Source organism: Nonomuraea sp. NPDC049400 (assembly GCF_044466425.1).
GTDB lineage: Bacteria > Actinomycetota > Actinomycetes > Streptosporangiales > Streptosporangiaceae > Nonomuraea.
Map to the genome: position 1 here is coordinate 134,114 of NZ_JBITMP010000015.1, position 24,135 is coordinate 158,248.

The window sequence follows — 24,135 nt, forward strand, 5'->3', positions numbered from 1 at the left end:
GGAATCATGACGGGTCACCGCTACGCCGGATCACCGGACTACTCTGCGCGACCAGGCCTTCCCCGCCTATGCGATCTTGACGGCGCTTGATAGGTTCCCTACAGGTGCGCCGGGAAGTCTGGTCGGCAGGTCCTGATCCCGTTGATCGAAGGATGTGCCCGATGCGTGCCCGCGACCTGCTCGCCGACTTCCCGACCGTCCGGCTCGACTCGCCCGTGATCGACGCGGCCAGGATGCTGGCCGATCAGGATCTGCCCGGCCTCATCGTGGTCGACGACGACGGCTCGCCGTTCACGATCCTCCCTGGCACCCAGGTGCTGCGGCTTGCGGTTCCCGGTTACTGCCAGGACGATCCGGCGCTGGCCCGGGTGGTGGACGAGGCGCACGCCGACGCCTTCCTGCGGGCGCTGGACGGCCGCACCGTACGTGAGGCGCTGCCGCGGCAGCAGCGCGAGCTGCCGCTCACCGACCCCGATGCCACCGTGCTGGAGCTGGCCGCGCTCATGGCGCGCACCCGCAGCCCGCTGGTGGCCATCCTCGGCGACGGCAGGCGTCTGATAGGGGCGGTGACGCTGCAGGCGCTGCTGGAGCGGGTCCTCGCGGCGTGAGCGTGCTTTCCTGGGTGAGCGTGGCGGTCTTCCTGGCCGCCTACACACTGATCGCCACCGAGAAGATCCACCGGGTCGCCGCCGCGCTCGGCGGAGCCGGGATCATGCTGGCCATCCACGCCACCGGCGCTGAAGCGGCGTTCTTCTCCGAACACGCCGGCATCGACTGGAACGTCATCTTCCTGCTGCTCGGCATGATGATCATCGTTGGGGTGCTCAAGGAGACCGGCGTCTTCGAGTACCTGGCCATCTGGGCCGCCAAACGCGCCCGCGGGCGGCCGTTCCGGCTCATGGTGCTGCTGGTGCTCATCACCGCCGGCGCGTCGGCGCTGCTGGACAACGTCACCACGGTGCTGCTGATCGCGCCGGTGACCTTCCTGGTGTGTGAACGGCTCGCAGTCAACCCGGTGCCGTTCCTTATCGCCGAGGCGATGGCGTCCAACATCGGCGGCGCGGCCACCCTGGTCGGCGACCCGCCGAACATCATCATCGCCAGCCGGGCGGGCTTGAGCTACAACGACTTCCTCATCCACATGGCGCCGATGGTCATCGTGCTGATGGCGGTGTTCGTAGGGCTGTGCTGGCTGATGTTCGGCCGCGCTCTCCGCTATGACCCGGACCGTGCTGAGGAGATCATGGCGCTGGACGAGCGGGAGGCCATCGCCGACCGGCGGCTGCTGTGGCAGTCGCTGGCGGTGCTCGCTCTGGTGATGGCAGCGTTCGTGCTGCACCCAGTGCTGCACTACGAGCCGTCGGTGGTGGCGCTGCTGGGCGCGGGCGTGCTGGTGGCAGTGACGAAGGTAACCACCGAGCAGGCCATCGCCGAGGTGGAATGGCCCACGCTGGTGTTCTTCGCCGGGCTGTTCGTCATGGTCGGCGCCCTGGTGGAGACCGGCGTGATCGGCGAGCTGTCACGGGCCGCCGTCGCGGCCACCGACGGACAGCTGACGGTGACCACGATGGGAGTGCTCGGCATCTCGGCCGTGCTGTCGGCCGTCGTGGACAACATCCCCTACGTGGCCACGATGAGCCCGATCGTCGAGCAGCTCGTACACGCGGGCGGGAACGGATCGGCGCAGGTGCTGTGGTGGGCGCTGGCCTTCGGCGCCGACCTGGGCGGCAACGCCACCGCCGTCGGCGCCGCCGCCAACGTCGTGGTGCTCGGCATCGCGGCCCGCAACGGCACCCCGATCAGCTTCTGGCAGTTCACCAAGTACGGCCTGATCGTCACGGTCGTCACCGTCGTGCTGGTCGCCCCGTACCTCTGGCTGCGCTACCTCCTGTGACCAGGGCCGGCACCGGCCCTTACGCCACCTCCACCAGATAGGCAGGTGACCGGCGTGGATCGCGACATTGCCGTTCGGGCGGCGGTCTTCGCCGCCTTCGTCATCGCTTGGCTGGCCGCCGGCGGATCGGCCGCGTTGCTGCGGCCGACGGGCATCGTGGTCGTCGCGGGTCTGGCCCTGCACGCATGGGTCAGACGCCGCACGCGCGAGGGCGACAAGGAGCGCCTCTCTTAGCCGATCACCGGCCAGCCGTGCGCTCAGTTGATCAGCAGCCCCTCTGGACAAGCTGGATCAGCAAGAGCATGATTTATTTTACGGTACCGTCTCGTAAATAAAAGGGGGTGAGGTGATGGACACCGATGTCCTGGTGGTCGGCGCGGGGCCGGTCGGCCTGGCACTGGCATGCGCGCTGTTGCAGCACGGCGTGTCGGTCCGCGTGATCGACAAGGCCTCCGGCCCGGCCACCACCTCGCGAGCGAACTTCGTGCACGCTCGTGGCTCTGAGGTGCTGGATCGTCTGGACGCTCTGGGCGACCTGCCGCAGGAGTCGGTGCCGGCGATGACGATCACCACGTACGCCGGGGATCGTCCGATGATGAAGATCCGGTTCGGTGACCCGGGGTTGGGCACCGCGGCGCCGCCGATGGTGATCTCCCAGGCCCGCGTCGAGGCGCGGCTGCGGGAGCGGCTGGGCGAGCTGGGTAGCCGTCCGGAGTGGGGTTCGGCGCTGGTCGAGGCCCGGCAGGACGCGGCCGGGATCACCGCGACGCTCGGCGACGGCCGTACCGTGCGGGCGGGGTGGATGGTGGGCTGTGACGGCACCGGCAGCACGGTGCGTAAGCTGGCCGGCATCGGCTTTCCCGGCGTCAAGGTCAGCGAGCGGTTCCTGCTGGTCGACGGACGTCTCGAGGGCGATCCGCCGCTCGACCGGTCGGGGACCAGCGGCTGGGTGCATCCCGACGGCGTGCTGGGCGCCATGCCCATGCCGGGAGATCAGTGGCGGCTGCTCGCCTACGACGCCACCTTCCGTGACGACAAACCCGGCGAGGAACAGATCACCGACCGCATGCAGCGCATCCTGCCTGGGCGAACCGGCCTGACCGGCATCCGCCTGGTCGACGTCACCTGGGCGTCGCTGTTCAGCGTGCACCGGCGTCTGGCCGACCGCTACCGCGCCGGGCGGATCCTGCTGGCTGGGGACGCCGCCCACGTGCACGCCCCGTTCGGCGGGCAGGGCATGCTCACGGGGCTCGGTGACGCCGAGAACCTGGCGTGGAAACTCGCTCTGGTCGTTCAGGGCGTCGTCCAGGGCCGGGCCACTGAGCGACTGCTCGACACCTACCAGGCCGAACGCCGCCCACTGGCCGCCGCCGTGCTGCGCGGCAGCACGGCCGCCACCAAGGTCAACATCGCCGGCAGCCCGCTCGGCAGGCTGCTGCGCGACCAGGTGCTGATGCGGGTGTTCAATCAGGCGTGGATTCAGCGGTGGACCACGTACACGACCTCGCAGCTGTGGGTGAGCTACCGGCGAGGGCCGCTCGGCGGGCGCGGCCGCAAGCCCCGTCCCGGCGACCGCATCGCCGACCTGGCGTGTGAACGCCCTGATGGCAGCCGCACCCGGCTGCATGCTGAGCTGCGCGGCAAGTGGGCCCTGCTCGGCGATCAGGCCGCCTTCGAGGCGGCCCGGCGGTGGCTCGGCGGCCACGTGGTGCGACTCACGGCCACCGGGCTCGCCTCCGGGCCCGCCCTGCTCGTCCGCCCGGACGCCCACCTGGCCTGCAAGGGCGGTCCCGCCGACTTCGCCCGCTGGCTGGACGGAGCCCTGCGATGACCGCCGCCCGGGGACGGGGACGCCCACGCGACCCCGAGACCGATGCCGCGATCCTCAACGCCGCGCTGGAGCTGTTCGTCGAGCGCGGCGTCGAGGGCACCAGCATGGAACAGGTCGCCAAGCGCGCCGGGGTGGGCAAGCTGACCGTCTATCGCCGCTGGGGCAGCAAGGAGGACCTGCTCGCCCAGGCCATCGAGCAGTCAGTCAGCGCCGAGGTGACCCCTTCCGCGGCCGACGTCTACGCCCTGCCGCCGCAGGCCATCGTCGAACAGGTCCTGCCCGCGGCGGCCGAGCTGGCCGCGAGCCCCGAATTCCGTGCGCTGGTCGCGCGCATCATGGGCTCAGCCGTGAGCCATCCCGCGCTGATGGCCGTCTATTGGAAGCACTACATCCTGCCCCGCCGCGAGCTGGCCGCCACGATGCTCCGGCGCGCCCAGCAGGAGGGCACGGTGGCAGCCGACGCTGACCTGGACGTGCTGATCGACATGATGGCCGGGGCGGTGACCTACCGCGTGCTGCAGCCGGACCCGCCGGACGCCACCGAGATGCTGCGTTACCTCACTGCCGTCTACCGCCAGGTCGGCCTGTACCCGCCCGAGCCGCAAGGGTGACCCTGCGGCCCGCCAGGGGACGGTGCTCAGTTCTTCGGCCGGGTGCGTACTGGCAGGGCGGCAAGCGCCCGTTGTATGCCGGGCCGCCAGCCGATCCGGTCGGCGGGTACGGCGAGCTCCAGCGCAGGGAAGCGGCGCAGGAGCATGGTGAGCGCGATCTCGGTTTCGGCGCGGGCCAGCGCGGCGCCGAGGCAGTAGTGGATGCCGTGGCCGAAGCCCAGGTGTGGGTTGTCGGACCGGCGTGGGTCCAGCAGGTGCGGCCGGTCGAAGCGGCGCGGGTCGCGGTTCGCGGCGGCGTACACCACCTGCACCGCCTCGCCCGCGCCGATGTCGACGCCGCCGAGCTGCACCGGTTCGATCGCGTAGCGAAGGACGGCGATCTCGGCGGGGCCGCTGTAACGCAAGAACTCCTCCACCGCGCCGCATACGTCGTCGAGCTTCAGCGACCGGGTGAGCATCAGGTGCAAGCTCTGGCTGATCAGGCTGACCGTGGTCTCGTGCCCGGCGATCAGGATGCTGATGGACAACGCGATCAGTTCGTGCTCGCTCAGCCGGTCCCCGTCGTCGCGGACCGCGATCAGCGCCGACAGCAGGTCGTCGCCATCCCCGTCGGCCTTGTCTCTGCCCGCCTTACGCGCGATGAGGCCGGCCATGTACGCCACCAGCCCGCGGGCAGCGGCCGCGATCCTGGCCGGGTCAGGCGCGGTCAGGTCGCCGGCCCAGGCCCGCCAGGTGTCCCGATCCGGCAGGGGCACGCCCAGCAGTTCGCAGATGACCTGGATCGGCAGCGGGTAGGCGAAGCGCTCGATGAGGTCGAACTCTGTCGGCAGATCGGTCAGCAGGTCGTCGGCGATCTGCTGGATGCGCGGGCGCAGCCGCTCCACCCGGCGGGCGGTGAAGGCGCGCGAGACCAGGCGGCGCAGACGGGTGTGGTCCGGTGGGTCGTAGGCGCCGAGCGTGTGCAGCAGGTACGGAGCCACGTCGTCGGGCAGGCCGGCGGCCGCGGCCAGGTCGAAGGTGGATTGCTTGGCCGGGTCGCTGCTGAAGCGCGGGTCGGTCAGCACGGCCAGGCTCTCGGCATGGCCGGTGACCAGCCAGATGGGGCTGCCGTCCAGATGCATGCCACGGACGATGGGCCCGTCGGCGGCCAGGCCGGTCAGGAACGCGTCCCGGTCGGCGGCCGTCAGCAGGCCGAGGAGGGTGTTCATGGTCATGACAGCGACTCCAGGATCGTGACGGCGCGGGCTGCACCGTTCTCGGCGCGGATACGCCGCCCGAGGTCGTCGGCGGCGGCCGCCATCGCCGTGTCGGTGGCGGCCAGGCGGATGGCGGTAGCGAGCCCGTCCGGGGTGAGACGCCGCTGCGGCTGGGGCGGCACGGCGACGCCGGCCGCGTGCGCGCGGGCCGCCCAGAACGGCTGGTCGGCGACGAACGGGCAGAGGACCTGCGGCCGTCCGGCGGCCAGCGCCGCGCCGGTGGTACCGGCGCCACCGTGGTGCACGATCGCGGCCATACGCGGCAACAGCCAGTCGTGCGGCGCCTGGTCGAGCTGATGGACGGTGTCCGGCAGGTCGCCGGCCTGGATGCCGCCCCAGCCGGCGGCCAGCACGGCGCGTACCCCAGCCAGCCGGAGTGCCTCGGTCACGATACGGCCGACGCGCTGCGGGTCGGTGCCGGCCATGCTGCCGAACCCGACGTACACCGGCACCGGCCCGGCCTCCAGAAACGCGGCCAGCTCCGGGGAGGGCGTCCAGCCGGGCGGGGCGGGCAGGAACCAGAAACCGGTGGTGTGCACCCAAGCCGGATAGTCCATGCCGGCGGGCAGGACATGGCGGCTGAAGCCGTGCAGGACGGTCGCCGGACGGCCGTTGGGGCAGCGCAGAATGTCGTGCCGCCCGCGCCGGCGTGGCAGGTTCAGTCGTCGCTTGCGCAGGTCGTCGGCGATTCCGCCGAAGGAGCGCAGCATCAGCTTGATCGGCAGGTAGGAGGCCCGGTTCAGCGCCTTGGGCAGCGGCACCGGCAGCATCGGGTTGCGGAAGGCGGCGGTGGGCACCCACACGGGCTGCAGCGCGGCAGGCACCGCAGGCACACCGAGCCGTTCGGCGAAGTGCTGGCCCGGGACGCCGGGCGCATGCACGACCACATCGGCGCCGCCCTCGGCGACACCGGCCATGTCGTCGAACACGGCGGCCATGAGCGGCTTGCTGCGCCGCATCACCTGCAGGGCGACCTTCTTGCCGCGCAGACCGCGGTAGTTGGTCTCGATGGCCTGGCGGATGTCAGGCTGGTCGATGAGCGTGTTCGGTCCATCGTGCACCGGCGCGAAGGCGATGCCGTGCGGCTCGGCCAGGGACGCCATCGCGGCCGGGGCCGCCAGGACCGGCTCATGTCCGGCCCGCTTCAGGGCGAGTGCGAGGGCGGCGTACGGCTGCACGTCGCCGCGAGTGCCATGGGTGAGGATAAGGACCTTCATCGGCGCGCCTGTCTCCCGAAAAGAAAGAGGATCTTGTTCGCCGACCAGGCTTCCCGGCACACCGTCAGCCCATGACAGGCCGAATACCAGCAATATAGCCAAAGTTCGGAAATTTCTGAAGCCTGCCGATGCCAGGTATTCTGCTGCCTGGAGGTGGCAAGTGAGTCAGAAGGAGCGGTGGCAGGCCGCGGAACGGCTGGCGCTGGTGCTGACCGAGGGCGGCCTGCAACGCATGTCGGCGCGAGCCCTGGCGGTATTCCTGTTCACCGACGCCGAGACCGTCACCATGGGTGACATCGCCGACCGGCTCGGCGTCAGCGCGGGCTCGGTATCCGGGGCAGTCAAGGCGCTGCTGTCGGTCGGCCTCATCGAACGCCTCCCGGCGCCCGGCAGCCGCCGCGAGCACTACCGGCTGCGCGACGACGCCTGGCCCACCCTGTTCTCCACCCAGAACACCGTCGTCCACGTCATGCTGCAGGCCGCCGAGACCGGCATCGCCACCACCAGCTCCGGCGATCCGGCCCACGCACGCCTGACGCGGATGCGCGACTTCTATGAGTTCCTGCTCGGTGAACTGCCCGGTCTACTGCGCCGCTGGGAAGAGCAGCGCTCACCCCGCTGAGCATGCTCGACCGCAGCGCGGCCTGATCGATCGCATGTAACCAGGCCCGCGCCACGTCACCGGGACAGCGGCGCAAGGGGATAGAGAGCGCACTGTCCGGCACAGGCCGAGAGGGATAGGCTGGCACCAGGTGCGCCGGGAAGCCTGGTCGGCACGTCCACTCCGCATCGAGTGAAGGATGTGCCCGTGCGCCCCCGAAACCCGCACCCCCAAGGCCTGATGGCGCCGCATCTGAGCCTGCATCCCCCGCCATGACCGCGCCGCTGCTCCTCAGCGCGGCGACGCCGGTCATCGAGATCGCTCACCTAAGCAAGCGCTATCGCCACGTGACGGCCGTCAACGACGTCACCCTGCGTGTGCAGGCGGGACAGATCTACGCCTTGCTGGGTCTCAACGGCGCCGGCAAGACGACCTTGATCCGCCTGCTGCTCGGCATGATCGCGCCCACCAGCGGGACGGTGCGCGTCCTGGGCTCCGACGTCTCAGCCGGCGACCGCTCCGCCTGGGCGCGGACCGGCTACCTGGTGGAGGTGGCCGCCGCTTACCCCGAGCTGACTGTACGCGAGAACCTGGACGTGGTCCGCCGGCTGCGTCGGCTGCCCGGTACCTGCGACGACATCATCGAACGGCTTGCGCTCACGCCGTATGCCGAGCGGCGCGCCCGCACCCTGTCACTCGGCAACCTGCAGCGCCTGGCCCTGGCCAGGGCCCTGCTGCACGCCCCCGGCCTGCTCATCCTCGACGAACCCGTCAACGGCCTGGATCCCGCCGGGGTCGCCGAGATCCGTGCTCTGCTCGCCGACCTGGCCCACCAGCACGGCACCACCGTGTTCCTGTCCAGCCACCTGCTGGCCGAGGTCGCCCGCCTGGCCACCCGCATCGGCATCCTGCACCACGGCCGCCTGATCGGCGAGCACGACGCCGGCCAACTGGATCGGCACCGCCGCCGCCACCTGCGCCTGGCCACCCGCGACGACGCCACCGCCCTCGCGGTGCTCCGCGCCCAGGGCTACCACCCCGAACCCGCCGCCCCGGCCGGCCTGCTCCTCGCCGACCAGCGCGCCCTGGCCCGACCCGAGCAGGTCGCCACCGTCCTCGTGCACGGCGGAGTGCCGCCCATCGAACTCCACCTGCAAGAAGAGGATCTCGAAGCCTTCTTCACGCGCACGGTCAACCTGAGCCCGCAGACCACGCGCGAAGCCGACGGGGAAACCGGAACAGAGACTGGAACGGGAGCTGGAACGGGGGCCGGGGATGCGTGAGGCGCTGTGGGCGGAGCTGCTGAAAGTACGGCGTAGCCGCCTGCCCTGGATCACCGCGCTGGCCTTCACTATCGCCGCGCTGGTGTGCGGGATGTTCATGTTCATCCTGGCCAACCCCGCCCGCGCCCGCGCATTCGGCCTGCTCGGTGGCAAGGCCCAGCTGTCCGGCGCCACCGCCGACTGGCCCGGTTACCTCGCCCTGCTCGCCCAGGCCGCCGCGGTGGGCGGCCTGGGCGTCTACGGCCTGATCGCCATCTGGCTGTTCGGCCGAGAGTTCAGCGACCACACCGCCACCGACCTGCTCGCCTTGCCCACCTCCCGCACCGCCATCGTGACCGCCAAGTTCGCTATCGCCGCCATCTGGGCCTTGCTCCTGGCCTTCCTACTCGCGGGCTCGGCCTGCTGATCGGCGCCCTGCTCGCCCTGCCCAACTGGTCAGTTCCGGCCGCGATCGAGGGAGTCGGGCGCATCGTAGGCGCGGCTGCGCTGGGCGCGTTGACCACCACGCCGCTGGCCCTGGCCGCCAGCATCGGCCGCGGCTACTTGGCCGCCGTCGGTGTCCTGTTCGCCATCGTTTTCGCCGCCCAGGTCATCGCCGCGCTCGGCTACGGCGCCGTTTTCCCGTGGTCGGTGCCCGGCTTGTACGCCGGAATCGCCGGCCCTGGCCAGGACCCACCCGGCCTTATCGGACTCGTGCTCGTCACGGCCACCGGCGCGGCTGGCGCCGTCACGACCGCCTTGTGGTGGAACCGCACCGACCACACCCGATGATGCGCCCGCAGCCGTAGATGCGCATAGGAGACAAAGCACGGTCGTCACACCTCGCTGGAAACTGTGGGCGCCGAGGGCCAGCCGCTGCGCACGTCCAGGTGCACGTCCCCGATCGGCAGCACGTGCTGCCACAACAACGGGTCAGCCCGCGCGAGTCGGCCGGAGTCAGCAGCTCAATAAATGCTGATCAGATCCTGTGCTGTGCAACATGCTGAGCGAGCGTCCCGCCCGCTTCCCCTCGTCGCCGACGATCTTGCCCACGAGTTGTGATCCGCCGACCTTGATCGTTTGGGAAACGTATAGGGAACGATCAACCGTAGTCCGCCAGTGTCAGCCGTAGACAGCCGGACACAACGCAAGAGGCCCGTCACCGCGTTTCCGCTGTGACGGGCCTCTTCCCGCTGGTGTGGCAGGTGCAAGGTTCGAACTTGCGTAGGCTGAGCCGACGGTTTTACAGACCGCTCCCTTTGGCCACTCGGGCAACCTGCCTTGTCATCCGCTCTCGCGGCGACACACAGAAGGATAGCGGACTTCCGAGGTGTACGTGACACCGGTTTGTCCTGAGCCGGATCCGCGGTACGGGCCGTGCCGAAATGGTGGAGGTGCCGTGGGCGCGGAGGGTGCAAAGCTGGATGGTCCTCCACACAAGGGGCGGCGTCCTGCACGGCGGGCCGATGCTGGCTAGGCTCGGTCGCTGGGCCCTTCGCCTTTCGCGTACGGCGGGAAAGCGGGGTCCGGGTAGTGCTTCCGCAGCTGAGAGGATGGGTGTTTTGGCCGATTCATCTTTCGACATCGTCAGCAAGATCGACCGTCAAGAGGTCGACAACGCCCTCAACCAGACGGTCAAGGAGCTCGGGCACCGCTTCGATTTCAAGGGGACCGGGGCCGCGATCAGTTGGTCTGGGCAGGACAACATCGAGATCAAGGCGAACAGTGAGGAGCGGGCGAATGCCGCGCTCGACGTGTTCAAGGAGAAGGTGGTCAAGCGGGGGTTGTCGCTGAAGGTCCTGGAGGCGGGCGAGCCCAAGCTGTCGGGCAAGGAATACCGCATGCTGGTCAGCCTGAAGGAGGGCATCGACCAGGAGCACGCCAAGAAGATCTCCAAGATGATCCGTGACGAGGGGCCGAAGGGGGTCAAGGCGCAGATTCAGGGCGAGGAGCTTCGGGTCAGCTCGAAGAAGAAGGACGACCTTCAGGACGTCATTTCGCTGCTGAAGGGCAAGGATCTGGACATCGCCCTCCAGTTTGTGAACTACCGCTGACCGGCATGGAGCCGGAGCCGGGTGCGGGGCACGTCAGGGGCACAGGGTCGGGCGCGTTGTCCACGAAACGCGGGCGACGCCGCTTGCCGGTGCCTCGACGTGCCACATCTCGACCGTAAGCTCGGTAATCGTGACGAAGATCCCCCTGCGCCGCTTTACGGCACGTGCCCTGCCCGTTGACGAGCAAGATCGGGTTCTCCTCCTTCATGGCTTTGATCCGGCGAGACCGGATGAGCCGTTCTGGTTCACGATCGGCGGGGCCGCGGAGGACGGCGAGACGCTGCAGGAGGCGGCGGCGCGCGAGCTGTTCGAGGAGGTCGGGATCCGGGCGAATGCTGACGAGTTCAGCGGACCGTACGACAACAGTGTGATCGAGTTCTCCTGGGCCCAGTACGCCGTCACGCAGGAGCAGACGTTCTTCGCGATCCGGGTGGGCGACGGCACGGTCGTGTCGTTCGATCACATGGATCAGATCGAGAAGGACACGACGACGGCCTACCGGTGGTGGAGTGTGGCGGAGCTCGAGAGCACCGAGGAGATCTTCTATCCCGAAGATCTCGCGTCGATCCTGCGTGGGATCATCGCGGCTTCCCCGGTCATTGAGGGCGAAGAATCCGTGTAGCGCCCGCTATGAGGGCCGTCGCAAGGATCCATCCAGAAACGACCAGTCCGTACGCGAGCCACTGCGTCCACCCGCCCGGGTCGAACAGCTCTCGTTGCCCGAATGCGGGGATCGGGAGCAGAAGGTCAAAGGTGTAGGCGAAGGCGTTGAAATCGGGGCTCTCGGAGGGTTTGAGCGCTCTGGGCGGGTTGAGGCCGAAGACGATGGTTCCGAGCGTCAGCAGCAGCGTGAACCACATGCCCGCCAGCCAGGGACGGTAGCCGTAGCCGACCGCGACGTCGAGCAGCCGCCCCCATGCCCGGCCCCCGAGCCCCTGCGTCTGCCGTCTGGCGCGGAGCTTGGCGAGCTGGGCGCGGCGGGCGAGCGCGTCGTTGCCGTCGCTGAGGTACCAGGCGGCCAGCTGCTCGTACGGCTGCGGCCTGAACCCCTCCGGATCACGCCTTACCCAGTCAATTCGCTGGGTTACCCCCGAACCGCGCAGACGGTGGTAGGTCAGGCCGTTGAGGCGTAGCTTCTCGGGCCAGGTGGCTCGGTCGTCGTGCAATGTGCCGACTGTGGAGTGTGCGAGGGTCACAACGCCTTCGATGGGCTTTGCGGGCTTGAGGTAGAGCTCGCGGATCTCCATGTGGCTCGCGTGGAGGGCGTAGCGAGTGTCCGGACTTCGTACGATTCCGTTGAGCGAGAGTGTCCCGTTGATTCGCGCGCCGCGTAACCGGACGCAGCCCACGGCCTGGAATCCGTCGGTGCAGCGCATGATGTCCTCAACGACCATGTTGTCGGCGGCGAGGGCTTCCTTGCCCGGGTTGCGGAGCGTTGCGCCTTCCAGGAAGAGTCCGCCGTTGAGGCGGGAGCCGATCAGGTCGATTCCTCCGGCGAAGTCGGCGTTGCGGAGGTAGGTGCCGGAGTCCACGACGGCGGCGTTCGCGTAGAGCGCCCAGTCTTCGTCGTCGTCGGCCACCACCTTGGTGCCGCCCAGCCACAGGCCGCTCTCGAACTGGGCCCGGTTCAGGCGGACGGTGCCGGTGATGTTCGAGCCGGACAGGCTGAGGTGGCCGGCCACCCGCATGCCACCGCCGCTGAGACCCGGGAGGTGGCAGTCGGTCAGGCGTACGGTGCGGGTGGTTGAGTCGGTGAAACGGATTGGTTCGTCCAGATGGCAGCCGCTCAGGTTGAGTTGGTGCAGGATCGTGCCGCCGACGATCGCGAGCTGGCCGGTGATCCTGGCGCCGCGCAGGCGTACCGCTGGGGCGGAGCCGCTGCCCGTGTCGCGGGCGCCGAGGAGCAGCTGGGCGATCACCTCGGCCCTGATCGAGCGCTCGCGGCCCCAGGTGTGGCCGTCCATGGGCGCGTTGGCCCCTGCCGCGCGGCTGGCTCCGATCTTGAATGAACCCAGCTCGACGGTTTCGCCGGTGGGGAACGCGTTCCAGAGCCTCCGCTCCGCCTTCGTTAATCGGCGCATGTGGTCAGCGGCGGTAGCCGGCCATGCGCTCGAGACGGGCGACCCGCTCGGACGTGGGCGGGTGGGTGGAGAACAGGCGGCCGAAGCCGGAGCCGCTGAACGGGTTCGCGATCATCATGTGGGAGGCGGAGGTCAGGCGGCTGTTCTCCGGGAGGGGAAGCCTGCGGGCACCCATCTCGATCTTGCGGAGCGCCGAGGCGAGCGCTAGCGGGTCACCCGTGAGCCTGGCGCCCGATTCGTCGGCCTGGAACTCCCTCGTCCTGGAGATCGCCATCTGCACCATCCCGGCCGCCACCGGTCCGAGCAGCATCATCAGCAGCGCACCCACGAAGCCCGGGCCCTCGTCGTCGTCCGAACCGCCGAAGAACACGGCCACATAGCTGAGCCAGGTGATCATCGTGGCCAGCGCGCCGGCCACGGAGGAGACGAGGATGTCCCGGTTGTACACGTGTGACAGCTCGTGCCCGATCACTCCGCGCAACTCGGCCTCGTCGAGCAGCTTGGTCAGGCCGTACGTGACGCACACCGCGGCCTGGCGAGGACTTCTGCCCGTCGCGAACGCGTTCGGCTGCACCGTCGGCGAGATGTACAGGCGTGGCATCGGCTGGCGGGCCTCGGTGGAGAGCTCTCGGACGATCCGGTAGAGCGTGGGCTGCTCGACCTCGCTGACCGGCCTGGCGCGCATGGCCGACAGGGCGATGCGGTCGGAGAAGAAGTAGGCGACTCCGTTGCTCACCAGGGCGAGCACGAGAGCGATCCGCACACCGGCGCCGCCGCCCAACCACGCGCCCACCGCGACAATCAGCGCCGACAGGCCGCCGAGCAGAACGGCGGTGCGCAGACCGTTGTGGTGCAAGGCTCCCCCCTTCGTGGTCTGGGTTCACCTGGTTCAACGACGATGACCCGGTCCATCGTTCCCCAACTGTCCCTTGCCCGTACCGCGCCGTGCTCGACCGGGGGCACAGCGCGACCTTCCAGCTTGGGTTTCTCCTGTTTCTCAGGGGCCTCGTGAGCTCTCTACTGCTGTGCCCTGAGTGCTTGAGCGCCTGGGGCCTCAACCGAAGGCTGACAAGGAGGTCATGTCCAGGACCAGTTGCGGGGCGATCGAGAACAGGACGGCCGCCACCAAGGCGAGACCGATGGCCAGCCATGTCGCCGGAAGTGGGCGGCGCTGGGTGATTGCCGTTCCTCCCGCCGGGGTGAAGAGGCGTGCCGCCCAGATGACGTAGTAGTAGAGGCCGATCACGGTGTTGACGGCCATGATCAGTGCCAGCCAGCCTGAGCCGCCTTCGACGATCTCGCGGAAGACGAACACCTTCGCGAAGAGCCCGGCCAGGCCCGGTGGGAGACCTGCCAGGCAGACCAGGCAGAACGCCAGCGCAAGCCCTGCTGCCGGGCGCCGGAACGCCAGGCCGCGGTAGTCGTCGAGCTCGTTGCGGGTGGCCGTCCTGGAGACGAGCATGACCACCGCGAACGCGCCGAGGTTCATGGCGGCGTAGATGATCAGGTAGGCCATGGAGGCGCCGATCGCGCCCGCCGCCGCCACGGTCTCCGGGAGCACGGCCGAGGTGACCGCGGTGGCGGACCCCGGGGCGACGCCCGGGGCCTGGAACACGGCGGTGGCAGGTTCGGCGGCGACGCCCGGGGCGTGGAGTGCGGTGGTGGCAGGTGCGGCGGTGATGGCCGGGGCGCGGAGAGCGGCGGTTGGTGTGGCGCCTTGTGTGGTGGCCGCTGCTGCCAGAGGTGCCAGGATGTAGCCGGACTGCGCGACGGAGGACCAGGCCAGCAGGCGTACGGCGGAGCGTTGGCGCATGGCGAGCAGGTTGCCCGCGGTCATGGTCAGCGCGGCGATGATCCCCACGATGGGCGCCCAGGTGGCGGCCTGTCCGGACAGTCCGGCGACCAGTACGAGGATCAGCCCGGCGAACCCGGCCGCCTTGGAGATGACAGAAAGCAGAGCGGCCACGGGGACGGGAGCGCCCTGGTAGACGTCGGCCGCCCAGGAGTGGAACGGCACCGCCGCGATCTTGAAAGCGAACCCCGCCACCACCAGAACGACGCCGACCGTGCCGACGGCAGGTAGGTCCGGGCCACCCGCCCACACCGTTCCCGCTGCGACGCCGGGCGCCGGGGCGTCGCCGCTGAACACGGCCGCCAGGTGGGACAGGTAGACCGTGCCGGATATGCCGTACAGGAGCGACACGCCGAACAGCATGACGGCGGTCGACACGACCGACACGACGAAGAGCTTCACGGCGGCCTCGGACGAGCGGCCGTCGTACCGCTTCATCGCGGTGAGGGCGAAGACCGGCAGCGAGACCAGCTCGAGCGCCACCACGAGCATGATCAAATCTCGGGAGGCGGGCAGCGTCACCGCGCCGACGAGGGTGCAGAGGAGCAGGAAGTACCACTCTCCGACCGGGATGTCGCCGGCCGCCAGCTCGGTCATCGACATCAGTACGATCACCACGGCCGCGACGAGCACCATGCCCGCGAACACCAGCGTGAACCGGTCCGCCACGAAGGAGCACAGCCCGGCGGGCGCGGCGAGGTCGGGCGGGACGCAGAAGGTCGACTGCGGCGGGCCGCCCTTGATCGCCTGTGCGACGACGAAGCCCAGGGAGACCAGAACACCTGCCAGCGTGACCAGTGCCAGCACGGTCTTCGTGCGGGGGCGAGCCGGGAGGAACGCGTCCAGCAACAGCACCAGCCCGGCCACCAGGGCGAGCGCCAGCGGGGGCGCGATCACGAAATAGTCGATCTGCTGGATCATGAGACGGCTCCCAGCAGGGTCTGGACGGCCGGTGCGGTGAGCGACAGGAGGAGCCCGGGCCAGAGCCCGAAGAGCAGGATCAGGGCCACCAGCGGCGTCCATGCCAGGAGTTCGTAGCTCCTGATGTCGTCGACCACCTGCCGAACGCCCTCCAGCGGGGCGCCACCATCCGCTGAGCCGGCGCCGCCCCGAGGCCCGTCCCCGCTCAACGGCTCAGCGCCCCCTGGAGGCTCGCCGCCGCTCAACGGCTCAGTGCCGGGTGGTGGCTCGTTCTGGTCGCTGGTGGGCAGCGGTGCCGGGCTTGGCTCCAAGGTGGCCGTCGCCGAGCGTTTCTCCGGCGAGCCGAGCGGTACGACGGGGCGTTCGTCGGGGGCGACGCCCTCCCACGGCGCCTCGTCCGCGCCTCCGCCAGACGTACGCACGCCGGCGGGCGCCCCGGTGACCCCCTGAGGTCGGCCATGGGTGACGCGGGACAGCATGACGACGAAGTACGCGGCCGTCAGGACCGCCCCCAGACCCCCGATCACCATGTACGTCAGGAACAACGCGCGCGGCAGCCCGTTCGCCGGTTGGAACGCCCCGAAGAGCGCCAGCATCTCGCCCCAGAACCCGGCCAGCCCGGGCAGCCCCAGCGAGGCGATCGCCGCGAAAGTGAGCACCGACCCCAGCCTTGGCAGCGTCGCCAGCATGCCGCCACCCAGCGAAGGCATGTCGGCGGTGTGGTAGCGGTCCTTGATGGCCCCGGCCAGGAAGAACAGCAGGCCGGTGATCAGGCCGTGGGCGACGTTCGCGAAGAGGGCGCCGTTGATGCCCACCGGGGTCAGCGTGGCGAACCCCAGCAGGACGAAGCCCATGTGACCGACTGACGAGTAGGCGATCATGCGTTTGAGGTCGCGCTGGGCGAGGCACGCGAGGGCTCCGTAGACGATGCCCACCACGGCGAACGCCCCGAGCCACGGCGCCACCGCCGCCGCCCCCTCGGGGAGGATCGGGATGGCGATCCTGGCGAAGCCGTACGTGCCCATCTTCAGCAGCACCCCGGCGAGCAGCACCGAGCCCACGGTCGGTGCCTCCGTGTGGGCGTCGGGCAGCCACGTGTGCAGCGGCCACATGGGGGTCTTCACCGCGAGACCGATGCCGATCGCCACGAACGCCAGAATCTGCACGGATCTGGGCATGCCGGCGCCATGGGCCGCGCTCAGCGCCTCGATGTCGAACGTGCCGGTCTGGACCCACACGAGCAGCAGGCCGAGGAGCATGATGACCGAGCCGAGCAGCGTGTACAGGATGAACTTGATCGACGCCGCCCTGCGCCCCTCGCCGCCCCAGATGGCGATCAAGAAGTACATCGGGACGAGGACGATCTCGAAGAACACGAAGAAGAGCAGCAGGTCGAGGGCGAGGAACGTACCGATCATGCCTACTTCGAGCACGAGCAGCGTGAACACCAGCGCCCTCGGCCTCGCCCTCACGAACGTCTTACGCGCGCCGCCCCAGCACAGGTAGACGAAGCACAGGAACGTCAGCAGGGCCGTCAGCGCGATCAGCGGCAGCGAGATCCCGTCCACCCCGAGGTGGAAGCGCAAGTCCAGCCCCGGGATCCACGGCCAGTCCACCTCGAACTGCGGCCGTGCCCCCTGCCCGTAGTCGAACGTCGCCGCCAGCAGGACGGCGAGCGCCAGGGTGAGGCCGGACAGGGCCAGCCCGTACGTGGGCAGCACCGGGCGGAGCCTGTGCGGGGCGAGGAGGAGCAGGAGCGCGCCGAGCAGTGGCACGGCCAGCAGTGCGACGGGAAGCCAGCCCATCATGCGAACACCACCGCCCCCACCGCGATCAGCAGGACACCGGCCAGCACGCCGCTCACGTAGAGCTGGACGTTGCCGTTCTGGGCCAGTCGCAGCACTCCGGACAATCCGCGCGCCGACTTGCCCGACCCGCGCACCGCCCCGTCCACGACCACGTCGTCCGTTCTGACCACGAGCCTGGACAGCGCCAGGATCGGGCGTACGAACAGCGTGGCGTAGAGCCCGTCCACGTGGAACGCCCGCTCGCACGGCGCCCTCAGCGGCCCCAGCAGGCGGGCCGGGTCTGCGATGGGATCGATGCGCCAGAACGTGTAGACGATCCCGGCGCCGAGCACGGCCAGCACGACGCTGATGGCCGCCACGCCGAGGTCCAGGTGCAACTCTCCGGCGAAGCCCAGCAGCAGGGCGGGGACGGCGAGGAGGATGACGGGCACGAGCATCGTGCGTGGGGCCTCGGTGACGTCCACGACGTGGGCCGTGCCGGGCTCCGGCTCCGGGAGCGCCACGGCCCGCGCCTCGCCGAAGAACGTGCGTAGCCATGCCCTCGTGGCGTACGCGCCGGTGACGGCCACGGTCGCGAGCGCGCACCCGTACAGAAGGAGGGCGGCCGCGTCCGTCAGGCGCCCGTTGGACAGGGCGCCGTCCATGGCCAGCAGGATGCCGTCCTTGCTGAAGAAGCCGCTGGCCGGGGGGATGCCCATCAACGCGGCGAAACCTATCGTCATCGTCACGAACGTCACCGGGAGTCCGCGGCGCAGGCCGCCCATCTGGGTCATCAGGTTGGACCCGACGTGGTGGATCACCGCGCCCGCGCACAGGAACAGCAGGGCCTTGAACGCGCCGTGAGTCAGCAGGTGGAAGATGGCCGCCGTGTCGGAGCCCGCGGCCAGGCCGCCCGCCATGTACGCGAGCTGGCTGATCGTGGAGTAGGCGAGCACGCGTTTCAGGTCGTCCTGTGCCAGCGCGGCCAGGGCGGCGCCCAGCATGCCGAGGGCGGCTATGACGGCGAGCACGTCGAGCGTGGGCCGGGCGACGAGGAACGCCGGGAACAGCCTGGCCACGATGAAGATCCCGGCGGCGACCATGGTGGCGGCATGGATCAAGGCGCTGATCGGCGTCGGGCCCGCCATCGCGTCGGGGAGCCAGGTGTGCAGCGGGACCTGCGCGCTCTTGCCGGCCACCCCGGCCAGGAGGAGCAGCGTGGCGGTCACGAGCGTGGCCGTGGACATTTCCGGCACCTTCCCCAGCACGTCGCTGATGCGGAAGCTGTCCGCTGCCAGGCCGAGTACGAAGATGCCGAAAAGGAAGCCGACGTCGCCCAGGCGAGTGACGAGGAACGCCTTGATCGCCGCGCGCGAATTGCCCCGGTCTTCCCACCAGTGGCCGATGAGGAGGTACGAGCAGAGGCCCATGATCTCCCAGCCCACGTAGAGGACCAGGAGGTCGCCCGCGTAGACGACCAGGAGCATGGCGCTGGTGAACAGGCTGATGAACGCGCTGTAGGAGGGGTAGCGCGGGTCGTCTTTGAGATAGCCGACCGAGTAGATCTGTACGGCCAGGGCGACGAGGGTCACCAGGACACCGAGGATGCTCGACAGGTTGTCGGCCTGGAGGGTGAGCGTTATCGGGATGCCGCCGGTGACGATCGTGCCGTACGTCTGGCCTGTGGGTGGGGAGGTGGTGACGCCATGGAGGAAGGCGAAGCCCGGGCCCCAGGCGAGCCAGGCGGCCACGACCGATGAGACGGCCGTCGGGAGGACGGCGATCCAGGCTGCCCTGGTGTTGGCCCGCTCGCCCACTGCTGTCTCGGCGGGCTCGGGCTTGGACGGGTGGGGTGTTGTGGGCTTTGGTTCGGGTGTTTCTGCGGCCTCTTCGAGGGTGGGGCCGGCGGGACGCCGGTGGGGCCAGCGGGAGAGCAGCAGGCCGGCGGCTGCGGCCACGAAGGGCAGGAGCACGGCGATGAGCGGGAAGGTCGTCATGGCGTGCCACCTCGCTTGACCGGCTGCTCGCCGCCGCGGCCGCCTTTGCTCTGTGCCCGTTCTGACGGGTCTGTTGGGTCGTGGCGGTGCTCGTTGCGCTCGCCAGTGGCGGGTGCACGGCCCTCGACCGGCTCGCCCGCATCGTTGAGCGGTCCGGCGGGCTCCGACGCACGCTCTGGGGCGTCGGGGCTGCTGCGGACCGGTGCCGTCGGAGAGGGCGAATAGGCGTCTGCGGGCTCGTCGTCGGGCGTGCTCGTGGGCGCCGGCGTGCTTGAGGGCTCGTCGGGGGGTTCGGCCAGGTCGCGGAGTTGATCGATGTCGACGGTGCGGCGGTTGCGGTAGAGCGCCAGCACGATCGCAAGGCCCAGGCCCACTTCCGCGGCCGCTATGACGATGACGAAGAGGGTGAGGACCTGGCCGCTGTGCAGGCGGTCGCCCAGCCACACGTCGAATGCGACCAGGTTGAGGTTGACGGCGTTGAGCATGAGCTCGACCGACATCAGCACGAGGATCGTGTTGCGCCGGGCGAGCACTCCGTAGACGCCGACAGAGAAGAGAAGCGCGGAGACGACCGCCGGGTAGACGATGTGCACTAATGACCCCCGGTCTGATCGGGCGGCGGATTACCCCCGGTCGGGTCGGGCACCGCGTTGTCCCGGGTGCTCGGAGACGGCGGCGTCTCCCTCGCCTGGTGGGGGGATGGGTCGTCCTGAGTGCGAGCGGACGGTGACGTGCTCCCTGTCCGGTCGGGGCTCGCTGTCGGGTCGCGGCTCACTGTGGGGTCGGGGCTCACTGTCCGGTCGCGGCTCGCGGTCTGGTCGCGGTTCCCTGTCGGGTCGGGGCTCGCTGTACGGTCGCGGGCGGAGGCAGTGTTGTCGTCGGTTTGGCCGGCTGTTGGGCGTTGCCCCGGCTCGGGGGGTGACGACGGGGTTGCTTCTGTCTGGTCACCTGGCGGGTCGCCGCCGGTCCGGTCTGGTGGGGAGCCTCCGGGGATGTCGGTGCGGGACAGCACGATGGCGCCGATCAGGGCGGCAAGCAGGAGCACCGACAGCGCCTCGAACGGCAGCACCCAGGTGGCGAACACGCTGGCGCCCAGCTCTTTTGCGGCTCCTGAGCCGGGGCGCAGCGGTGTGTACGCCGTACGGAACCCGTCGATCACCACGGTGACGAGGATCGCTGCCGTTGCCGCCGCCACCAGGGCTGAGACAGGGCGGTTGCCGCTGTCGAGGTCGGCGGAGCGGCCGATGGGGGCGCGGGTGAGCATGATGCCGAACAGCAGCAGCACCACCACCGCGCCTACGTAGATCAGCACCTGGACCCAGGCCACGAACTCGGCGGTGAGAACGAGATAGCCGCCCGCAAGGGCACCGAAGCAGACCACGAGCCAGAGGGCGGCGTGGACGAGTTGTTTGGTCGTGACGACAAGCAGCGCCGATCCAACCGCTACCGCGCCCAGCAGCAAGAAGACGATCTCTTGCCCGGTGGGTGACAGGTAGGAGGGCACCGCCTCGGTCACGACTCCTCCTCGGACTCCCTTGTCTCGTCAGGACCGAGCCGCCCAGGTGGTCGGATGGACCGTGGATCGGCCATCCTGCGCCTGCGGGGGCTCGTGGCAGAAGTTTGCTGCTCCGGATCGGGCGCCGGTTGCGGTACGCCCGAGGCTGTGGACAACTTTTCTGGGGACGGCTGGCCTGTGGATGGAGACGAGCCCTGGGGTGGCTGGTCGGCGGAAGGGTAAGCGGTCGGCGCGCCCTTCTCCGTGGAAGAGGAATCAGTGGTCGACTCGCCGTCCGCCCCGGAGGAGGTTGCCGTCGACTCGCCGTCCGCCCCGGAGGAGGTTGCCGTCGACTCGCCGTCCTCCCCGGAGGAGGTCGCGGCCGTTTGGTCGTCCTTCGTAGAGGAGGTAGTTGTCGGTTGACCGTCCTCCGTAGGAAGGGTCAGGTTCGGCTCGGCCTCTGCGGGGGTGCCGGCATTCGTCTCGGCTGGCGTGGCGGGGCCGCTGAGCGGTTGCCCTTCGGCGGAGGAGATCGGGGTCTCGTCCTGAGTACGGGACGGGAGGGCGCCTGGAGGGCGGATACCCCGTACGTTCTGCATCGGGCGGCGTGGACGTCCGACGCCGCGCTGAGCACGTGACGGGGTGTCAGGACCCGATTCAGGGGCGCTTGCCGTGGGCCCCGCGTCCTGGGCGCCGGCCTCCGCCTGTGAGGGGCCGGGCTTGGGCATCGCCTCCGTGGTGCCCGCCGTGAACTTCGTGTCCGGAGTGTCTGCGGGCTCGGTGTCCGAAACGCCCTCGGCGGGTTGCGCGCCCGAAGTGTCTTGGGTGGGCCGCACGCCAGACGTCCCCTCCGGGGGAAGAGTGCCCGAAGTGCCTTGGGTGGGCCGCGTGCCAGACGTCCTCTCCGGGGGAAGGGTGCTGGAAGTGTCTTGGGTGGGCCGCGCGTCCGTTGGGGTTTGCGGTTCTTTGGGTGCCGGTTCTTCCTTGGTGGTTGTGGCTCGTGGAGTGCTCGGCTCTTGGGGGCGCTTTGTGGAGGGGCGGTCTGCCGTACCCGAAGGCGGGGTGGGCCTGGCTGCTCCCGGCGTGCGGGCCGTCGCGGGACGCCGGGGGGCGGCGGTGAGCTCCTTGGGGGGGTCGGCGCCTGGGTCGTGGGCCGGAGGCAGAGGGACCGTCTGGGTCCAGGTGGCCAGCTTGTCCTTTTCGTGGATGAGGTTGCGGATGTCGCCTTCCGCGTACTCGAACTCCGGCGACCAGAAGAGGGCGTCGAAGGGGCACACCTCGATGCAGATGCCGCAGTACATGCACAGGGAGAAGTCGATGGCGAAGCGGTCGAGGACGTTGCGCTGGCGGGGGCGGCCGCCCTCGGGGGCCGGGATCGTCTCCTTGTGGGAATCGATGTAAATGCACCAGTCGGGGCACTCTCGGGCACAGAGCATGCAGGAGGTGCAGTTCTCCTCGACCAGGGCGATGACGCCTCGGCTGCGCGGCGGGAGGGCAGGCTTCACCTCGGGATACTGCTGCGTCACTGATTTACGCAGCATGTGGCGAAGGGTGATGGACAGCCCCTTTGCCAGTCCGACTCCCGGTATCCGCGCCATGTTCAACATCATGACCCAACTCGCCTCCCAGGTGAACGAGTGGGGGCGTTGTCCCCAGTTTTTCCACAGTCATCCACAGGTTAGCCCGGGGTTATCCACAAGCTGTGTGCATGCCCGGTATGAACCGCGGCGGGGCGATAGTCTCTCGGCCATGCAGCAGAGCCATCAGGTCCGTCCCGGGGGCGGGGCGTGGGCGGCCGCCGTCGTGTGGGCCTGCCTTCCCCTGTTCACGTGCGGGCTGGCGACCCCGTTCACCATCGGGTTCGCGGCGTTCTGGCTGCGGAGCATCTGGCAGGTCTTCGCGGCTTCCGCTTATCTGGTCTGCATCGGATCGTTCGTGATCTCGGCGCTGGCGTACGCCGACTTCGAGGACATTCCTCAGCCGCTGTCCGCGCTGGTCTCGCTCGGGCTGTTGATCAGCTGGATCGGCGGGGTCATTCACTCGGGGATCCTGGTGCCCGCCATGGCGCGGGCGCCGCGTTGGGCGATTCTGCGGGCGCCGGCGCATCAGCCGCACATCGATCTGCATCAGCGGACCACGTCGCCCTCCTATCAGCAGCGTCATCGGGAGCTCGAGTCCTACCAGCGGCGTCCTGCAGATCCTGCATCCCATTCGCGGGGGCGGTCCGGACAGGCTGAGTCCCATCCGCGCCCGCAGTCCCATGCGCGTCCTGAGTCCCATGCGCGTCCTGAGTCCCATCCGCGGCGGTCTGGGCAGGCTGAGTCCTATCGGCGGCGGTCCGGAGAGCTGGAGTCCCAACGGAGGCATTCTGGGGAGCCCGCGTCCACGGAGCACGGGTCACGCCAACAGCGGCGTCCCGGGGAGCCTGAGTGGATCGGGCACTATCGGGTGCTCCAGTCGCTCGGACGCGGGGGCCAGGGGGCGGTCTACCTGGCTGCGGCGCCCAACGGGGCGCGGGTGGCGGTGAAGGTGCTGCACGATCTCGTCGACGAGACGGCGCGGGCGAGGTTCGCGCGGGAGGTGGACGTGGCTCGGCGGGTGGCGACGTTTTCCACAGCCCGCGTCCTCGACGTGAACATCTCCGGCCAGCATGCCTACATCGTCAGCGAGTACGTGGAGGGGCCCTCGCTGGAGCAGCTCGTCAGGAAGCACGGGCCGCGCGATGAGGACAGCCTTACCCGGCTGGCGTTATCCACAGCCGGGGCGCTGGCGGCCATCCACAAGGCGGGGATCGTGCATCGTGACTTCAAGCCGAGCAATGTGCTGATCGGGAACGACGGGCCCCGGGTGATCGACTTCGGGATCGCCCGAGCGCTCGATCAGGTGACGATGATGACGTCGGGGAAGATGGTCGGGACGCCGCCGTACATGTCGCCGGAGCAGTTGACCGGCGAGGCGGTGGGGCCGGCTTCCGATGTGTTCAGCTGGGCTGTGACGATCATGTTCGCGGCTACGGGGCGGCCGGCGTTCGGGGAGGACACTGTGCCTGCCGTGTTCAACCGGGTGCTCACCTTTCATCCGGACTTATCGCCCTTGCCGCCTGCGCTGCGGGGTGTTGTGGGGACATGCCTGAACAAGCGTCCCGACGAGCGGCCTTCGGCTTCTGACGTGATGCTGGCGATCGTGCATTGAGGCCGGCAGTTGCCCGGGCTCCAGCCGCTGGTGTCTCTTGTCGCGTCTGCGAACGCGGGACGAGCCGGCTCACATCCCCTAGAG

General features: G+C 69.5%; 21 protein-coding genes, 1 tRNA gene and 1 pseudogene. 12 read left to right on the top strand and 11 right to left on the bottom strand.

Going from position 1 to position 24,135, the window contains the following annotated elements; translation table 11 throughout:
• Positions 1 to 161: 161 nt before the first annotated feature.
• The 5 genes from ACIBVN_RS24860 (at position 162) to ACIBVN_RS24880 (ending at position 4,336) form a co-directional block, all read left to right on the top strand.
• Positions 162 to 608, top strand: coding sequence for a CBS domain-containing protein (locus ACIBVN_RS24860; RefSeq protein WP_397140104.1), 447 nt, complete (start codon positions 162 to 164; stop codon positions 606 to 608).
• Entirely contained in the window at positions 605 to 1,894 is a 1,290-nt protein-coding gene (locus ACIBVN_RS24865) for an ArsB/NhaD family transporter (protein ID WP_397140106.1), read from the top strand. Before ACIBVN_RS24860 ends, ACIBVN_RS24865 begins: the two co-directional genes overlap by 4 nt.
• Before the next feature lie 54 nt (positions 1,895 to 1,948).
• Complete coding sequence (locus ACIBVN_RS24870; protein ID WP_397140107.1) at positions 1,949 to 2,128, top strand: hypothetical protein; 180 nt, start codon at positions 1,949 to 1,951, stop codon at positions 2,126 to 2,128.
• A 115-nt stretch (positions 2,129 to 2,243) separates the two neighbouring features.
• Positions 2,244 to 3,725 (top strand): FAD-dependent oxidoreductase, encoded by a 1,482-nt coding sequence (locus ACIBVN_RS24875; protein WP_397140109.1) that lies wholly within the window; start codon positions 2,244 to 2,246, stop codon positions 3,723 to 3,725.
• Positions 3,722 to 4,336 carry a TetR/AcrR family transcriptional regulator gene (locus ACIBVN_RS24880; RefSeq protein ID WP_397140111.1) on the top strand — a complete coding sequence of 205 codons (615 nt, stop codon included), beginning with the start codon at positions 3,722 to 3,724 and terminating at the stop codon, positions 4,334 to 4,336. The genes ACIBVN_RS24875 and ACIBVN_RS24880 overlap by 4 nt, the downstream gene beginning before the upstream one ends.
• A gap of 26 nt (positions 4,337 to 4,362) precedes the next feature.
• Here the strand turns inward: ACIBVN_RS24880 and ACIBVN_RS24885 are convergent, their stop codons facing one another.
• On the bottom strand, positions 4,363 to 5,550 hold the full coding sequence (locus tag ACIBVN_RS24885) for a cytochrome P450 (protein WP_397140113.1): 1,188 nt from the start codon (positions 5,548 to 5,550) through the stop codon (positions 4,363 to 4,365).
• Positions 5,547 to 6,809, bottom strand: coding sequence for a glycosyltransferase (locus ACIBVN_RS24890; RefSeq protein WP_397140115.1), 1,263 nt, complete (start codon positions 6,807 to 6,809; stop codon positions 5,547 to 5,549). Before ACIBVN_RS24890 ends, ACIBVN_RS24885 begins: the two co-directional genes overlap by 4 nt.
• 160 nt (positions 6,810 to 6,969) lie before the next feature.
• On the opposite strand from ACIBVN_RS24890, the gene ACIBVN_RS24895 reads away from it, so the two are divergent.
• The 4 genes from ACIBVN_RS24895 to ACIBVN_RS24910 all read left to right on the top strand — a co-directional run bounded on the left by ACIBVN_RS24895 (position 6,970) and on the right by ACIBVN_RS24910 (position 9,464).
• Complete coding sequence (locus tag ACIBVN_RS24895) at positions 6,970 to 7,431, top strand: GbsR/MarR family transcriptional regulator (RefSeq protein ID WP_397140117.1); 462 nt, start codon at positions 6,970 to 6,972, stop codon at positions 7,429 to 7,431.
• 251 nt (positions 7,432 to 7,682) lie between these two features.
• On the top strand, positions 7,683 to 8,693 hold the full coding sequence (locus tag ACIBVN_RS24900; RefSeq protein WP_397140119.1) for an ABC transporter ATP-binding protein: 1,011 nt from the start codon (positions 7,683 to 7,685) through the stop codon (positions 8,691 to 8,693).
• Positions 8,686 to 9,099, top strand: coding sequence for an ABC transporter permease (locus tag ACIBVN_RS24905; protein ID WP_397140121.1), 414 nt, complete (start codon positions 8,686 to 8,688; stop codon positions 9,097 to 9,099). The genes ACIBVN_RS24900 and ACIBVN_RS24905 overlap by 8 nt, the downstream gene beginning before the upstream one ends.
• 89 nt (positions 9,100 to 9,188) lie before the next feature.
• On the top strand, positions 9,189 to 9,464 hold the full coding sequence (locus tag ACIBVN_RS24910; RefSeq protein WP_397140123.1) for a hypothetical protein: 276 nt from the start codon (positions 9,189 to 9,191) through the stop codon (positions 9,462 to 9,464).
• Between the two features lie 407 nt (positions 9,465 to 9,871).
• Here ACIBVN_RS24910 and ACIBVN_RS24915 read toward each other — a convergent pair.
• Positions 9,872 to 9,953, bottom strand: a tRNA-Tyr gene (locus ACIBVN_RS24915).
• 272 nt (positions 9,954 to 10,225) lie between these two features.
• Between ACIBVN_RS24915 and ACIBVN_RS24920 the strand changes: the two genes are divergently transcribed.
• Both ACIBVN_RS24920 and ACIBVN_RS24925 read left to right on the top strand, forming a co-directional pair.
• Entirely contained in the window at positions 10,226 to 10,726 is a 501-nt protein-coding gene (locus ACIBVN_RS24920) for a YajQ family cyclic di-GMP-binding protein (RefSeq protein ID WP_397140310.1), read from the top strand.
• A gap of 130 nt (positions 10,727 to 10,856) precedes the next feature.
• The gene (locus tag ACIBVN_RS24925; RefSeq protein WP_397140125.1) at positions 10,857 to 11,348 is read left to right on the top strand and encodes an NUDIX hydrolase; all 492 of its coding nucleotides are present in this window, start codon (positions 10,857 to 10,859) and stop codon (positions 11,346 to 11,348) included.
• Here ACIBVN_RS24925 and ACIBVN_RS24930 read toward each other — a convergent pair.
• From ACIBVN_RS24930 to ACIBVN_RS24965, 8 genes and pseudogenes are all read right to left on the bottom strand, one after another.
• Positions 11,323 to 12,807: a hypothetical protein gene (locus ACIBVN_RS24930; protein ID WP_397140127.1), complete on the bottom strand. Its 1,485-nt coding sequence runs from the start codon at positions 12,805 to 12,807 to the stop codon at positions 11,323 to 11,325. The two genes, ACIBVN_RS24925 and ACIBVN_RS24930, sit on opposite strands and share 26 nt — an antisense overlap.
• Before the next feature lie 4 nt (positions 12,808 to 12,811).
• Positions 12,812 to 13,663, bottom strand: a complete 852-nt coding sequence (gene htpX / locus ACIBVN_RS24935) for a zinc metalloprotease HtpX (protein WP_397140129.1) — start codon at positions 13,661 to 13,663, stop codon at positions 12,812 to 12,814.
• Between the two features lie 198 nt (positions 13,664 to 13,861).
• Positions 13,862 to 15,580 carry an NADH-quinone oxidoreductase subunit N gene (locus ACIBVN_RS24940; protein ID WP_397140131.1) on the bottom strand — a complete coding sequence of 573 codons (1,719 nt, stop codon included), beginning with the start codon at positions 15,578 to 15,580 and terminating at the stop codon, positions 13,862 to 13,864.
• Complete coding sequence (locus ACIBVN_RS24945) at positions 15,577 to 17,385, bottom strand: NuoM family protein (protein WP_397140312.1); 1,809 nt, start codon at positions 17,383 to 17,385, stop codon at positions 15,577 to 15,579. The genes ACIBVN_RS24940 and ACIBVN_RS24945 overlap by 4 nt, the downstream gene beginning before the upstream one ends.
• A complete protein-coding gene (locus ACIBVN_RS24950; RefSeq protein WP_397140133.1) occupies positions 17,385 to 19,364 on the bottom strand; it encodes an NADH-quinone oxidoreductase subunit L in 1,980 nt (659 codons plus the stop codon). Before ACIBVN_RS24950 ends, ACIBVN_RS24945 begins: the two co-directional genes overlap by 1 nt.
• A gap of 308 nt (positions 19,365 to 19,672) precedes the next feature.
• Positions 19,673 to 19,957, bottom strand: a pseudogene (gene nuoK / locus ACIBVN_RS24955) (NADH-quinone oxidoreductase subunit NuoK); the annotation flags it as partial.
• Positions 19,957 to 20,880 carry an NADH-quinone oxidoreductase subunit J gene (locus tag ACIBVN_RS24960; RefSeq protein ID WP_397140135.1) on the bottom strand — a complete coding sequence of 308 codons (924 nt, stop codon included), beginning with the start codon at positions 20,878 to 20,880 and terminating at the stop codon, positions 19,957 to 19,959. The pseudogene nuoK and the gene ACIBVN_RS24960, both read right to left, overlap by 1 nt.
• A complete protein-coding gene (locus ACIBVN_RS24965) occupies positions 20,877 to 22,469 on the bottom strand; it encodes a 4Fe-4S binding protein (protein ID WP_397140137.1) in 1,593 nt (530 codons plus the stop codon). Before ACIBVN_RS24965 ends, ACIBVN_RS24960 begins: the two co-directional genes overlap by 4 nt.
• Here ACIBVN_RS24965 and ACIBVN_RS24970 point away from each other — a divergent pair.
• Positions 22,468 to 24,051 (top strand): serine/threonine-protein kinase, encoded by a 1,584-nt coding sequence (locus ACIBVN_RS24970; protein ID WP_397140139.1) that lies wholly within the window; start codon positions 22,468 to 22,470, stop codon positions 24,049 to 24,051. The genes ACIBVN_RS24965 and ACIBVN_RS24970 overlap by 2 nt on opposite strands.
• Positions 24,052 to 24,135: the final 84 nt, after the last annotated feature.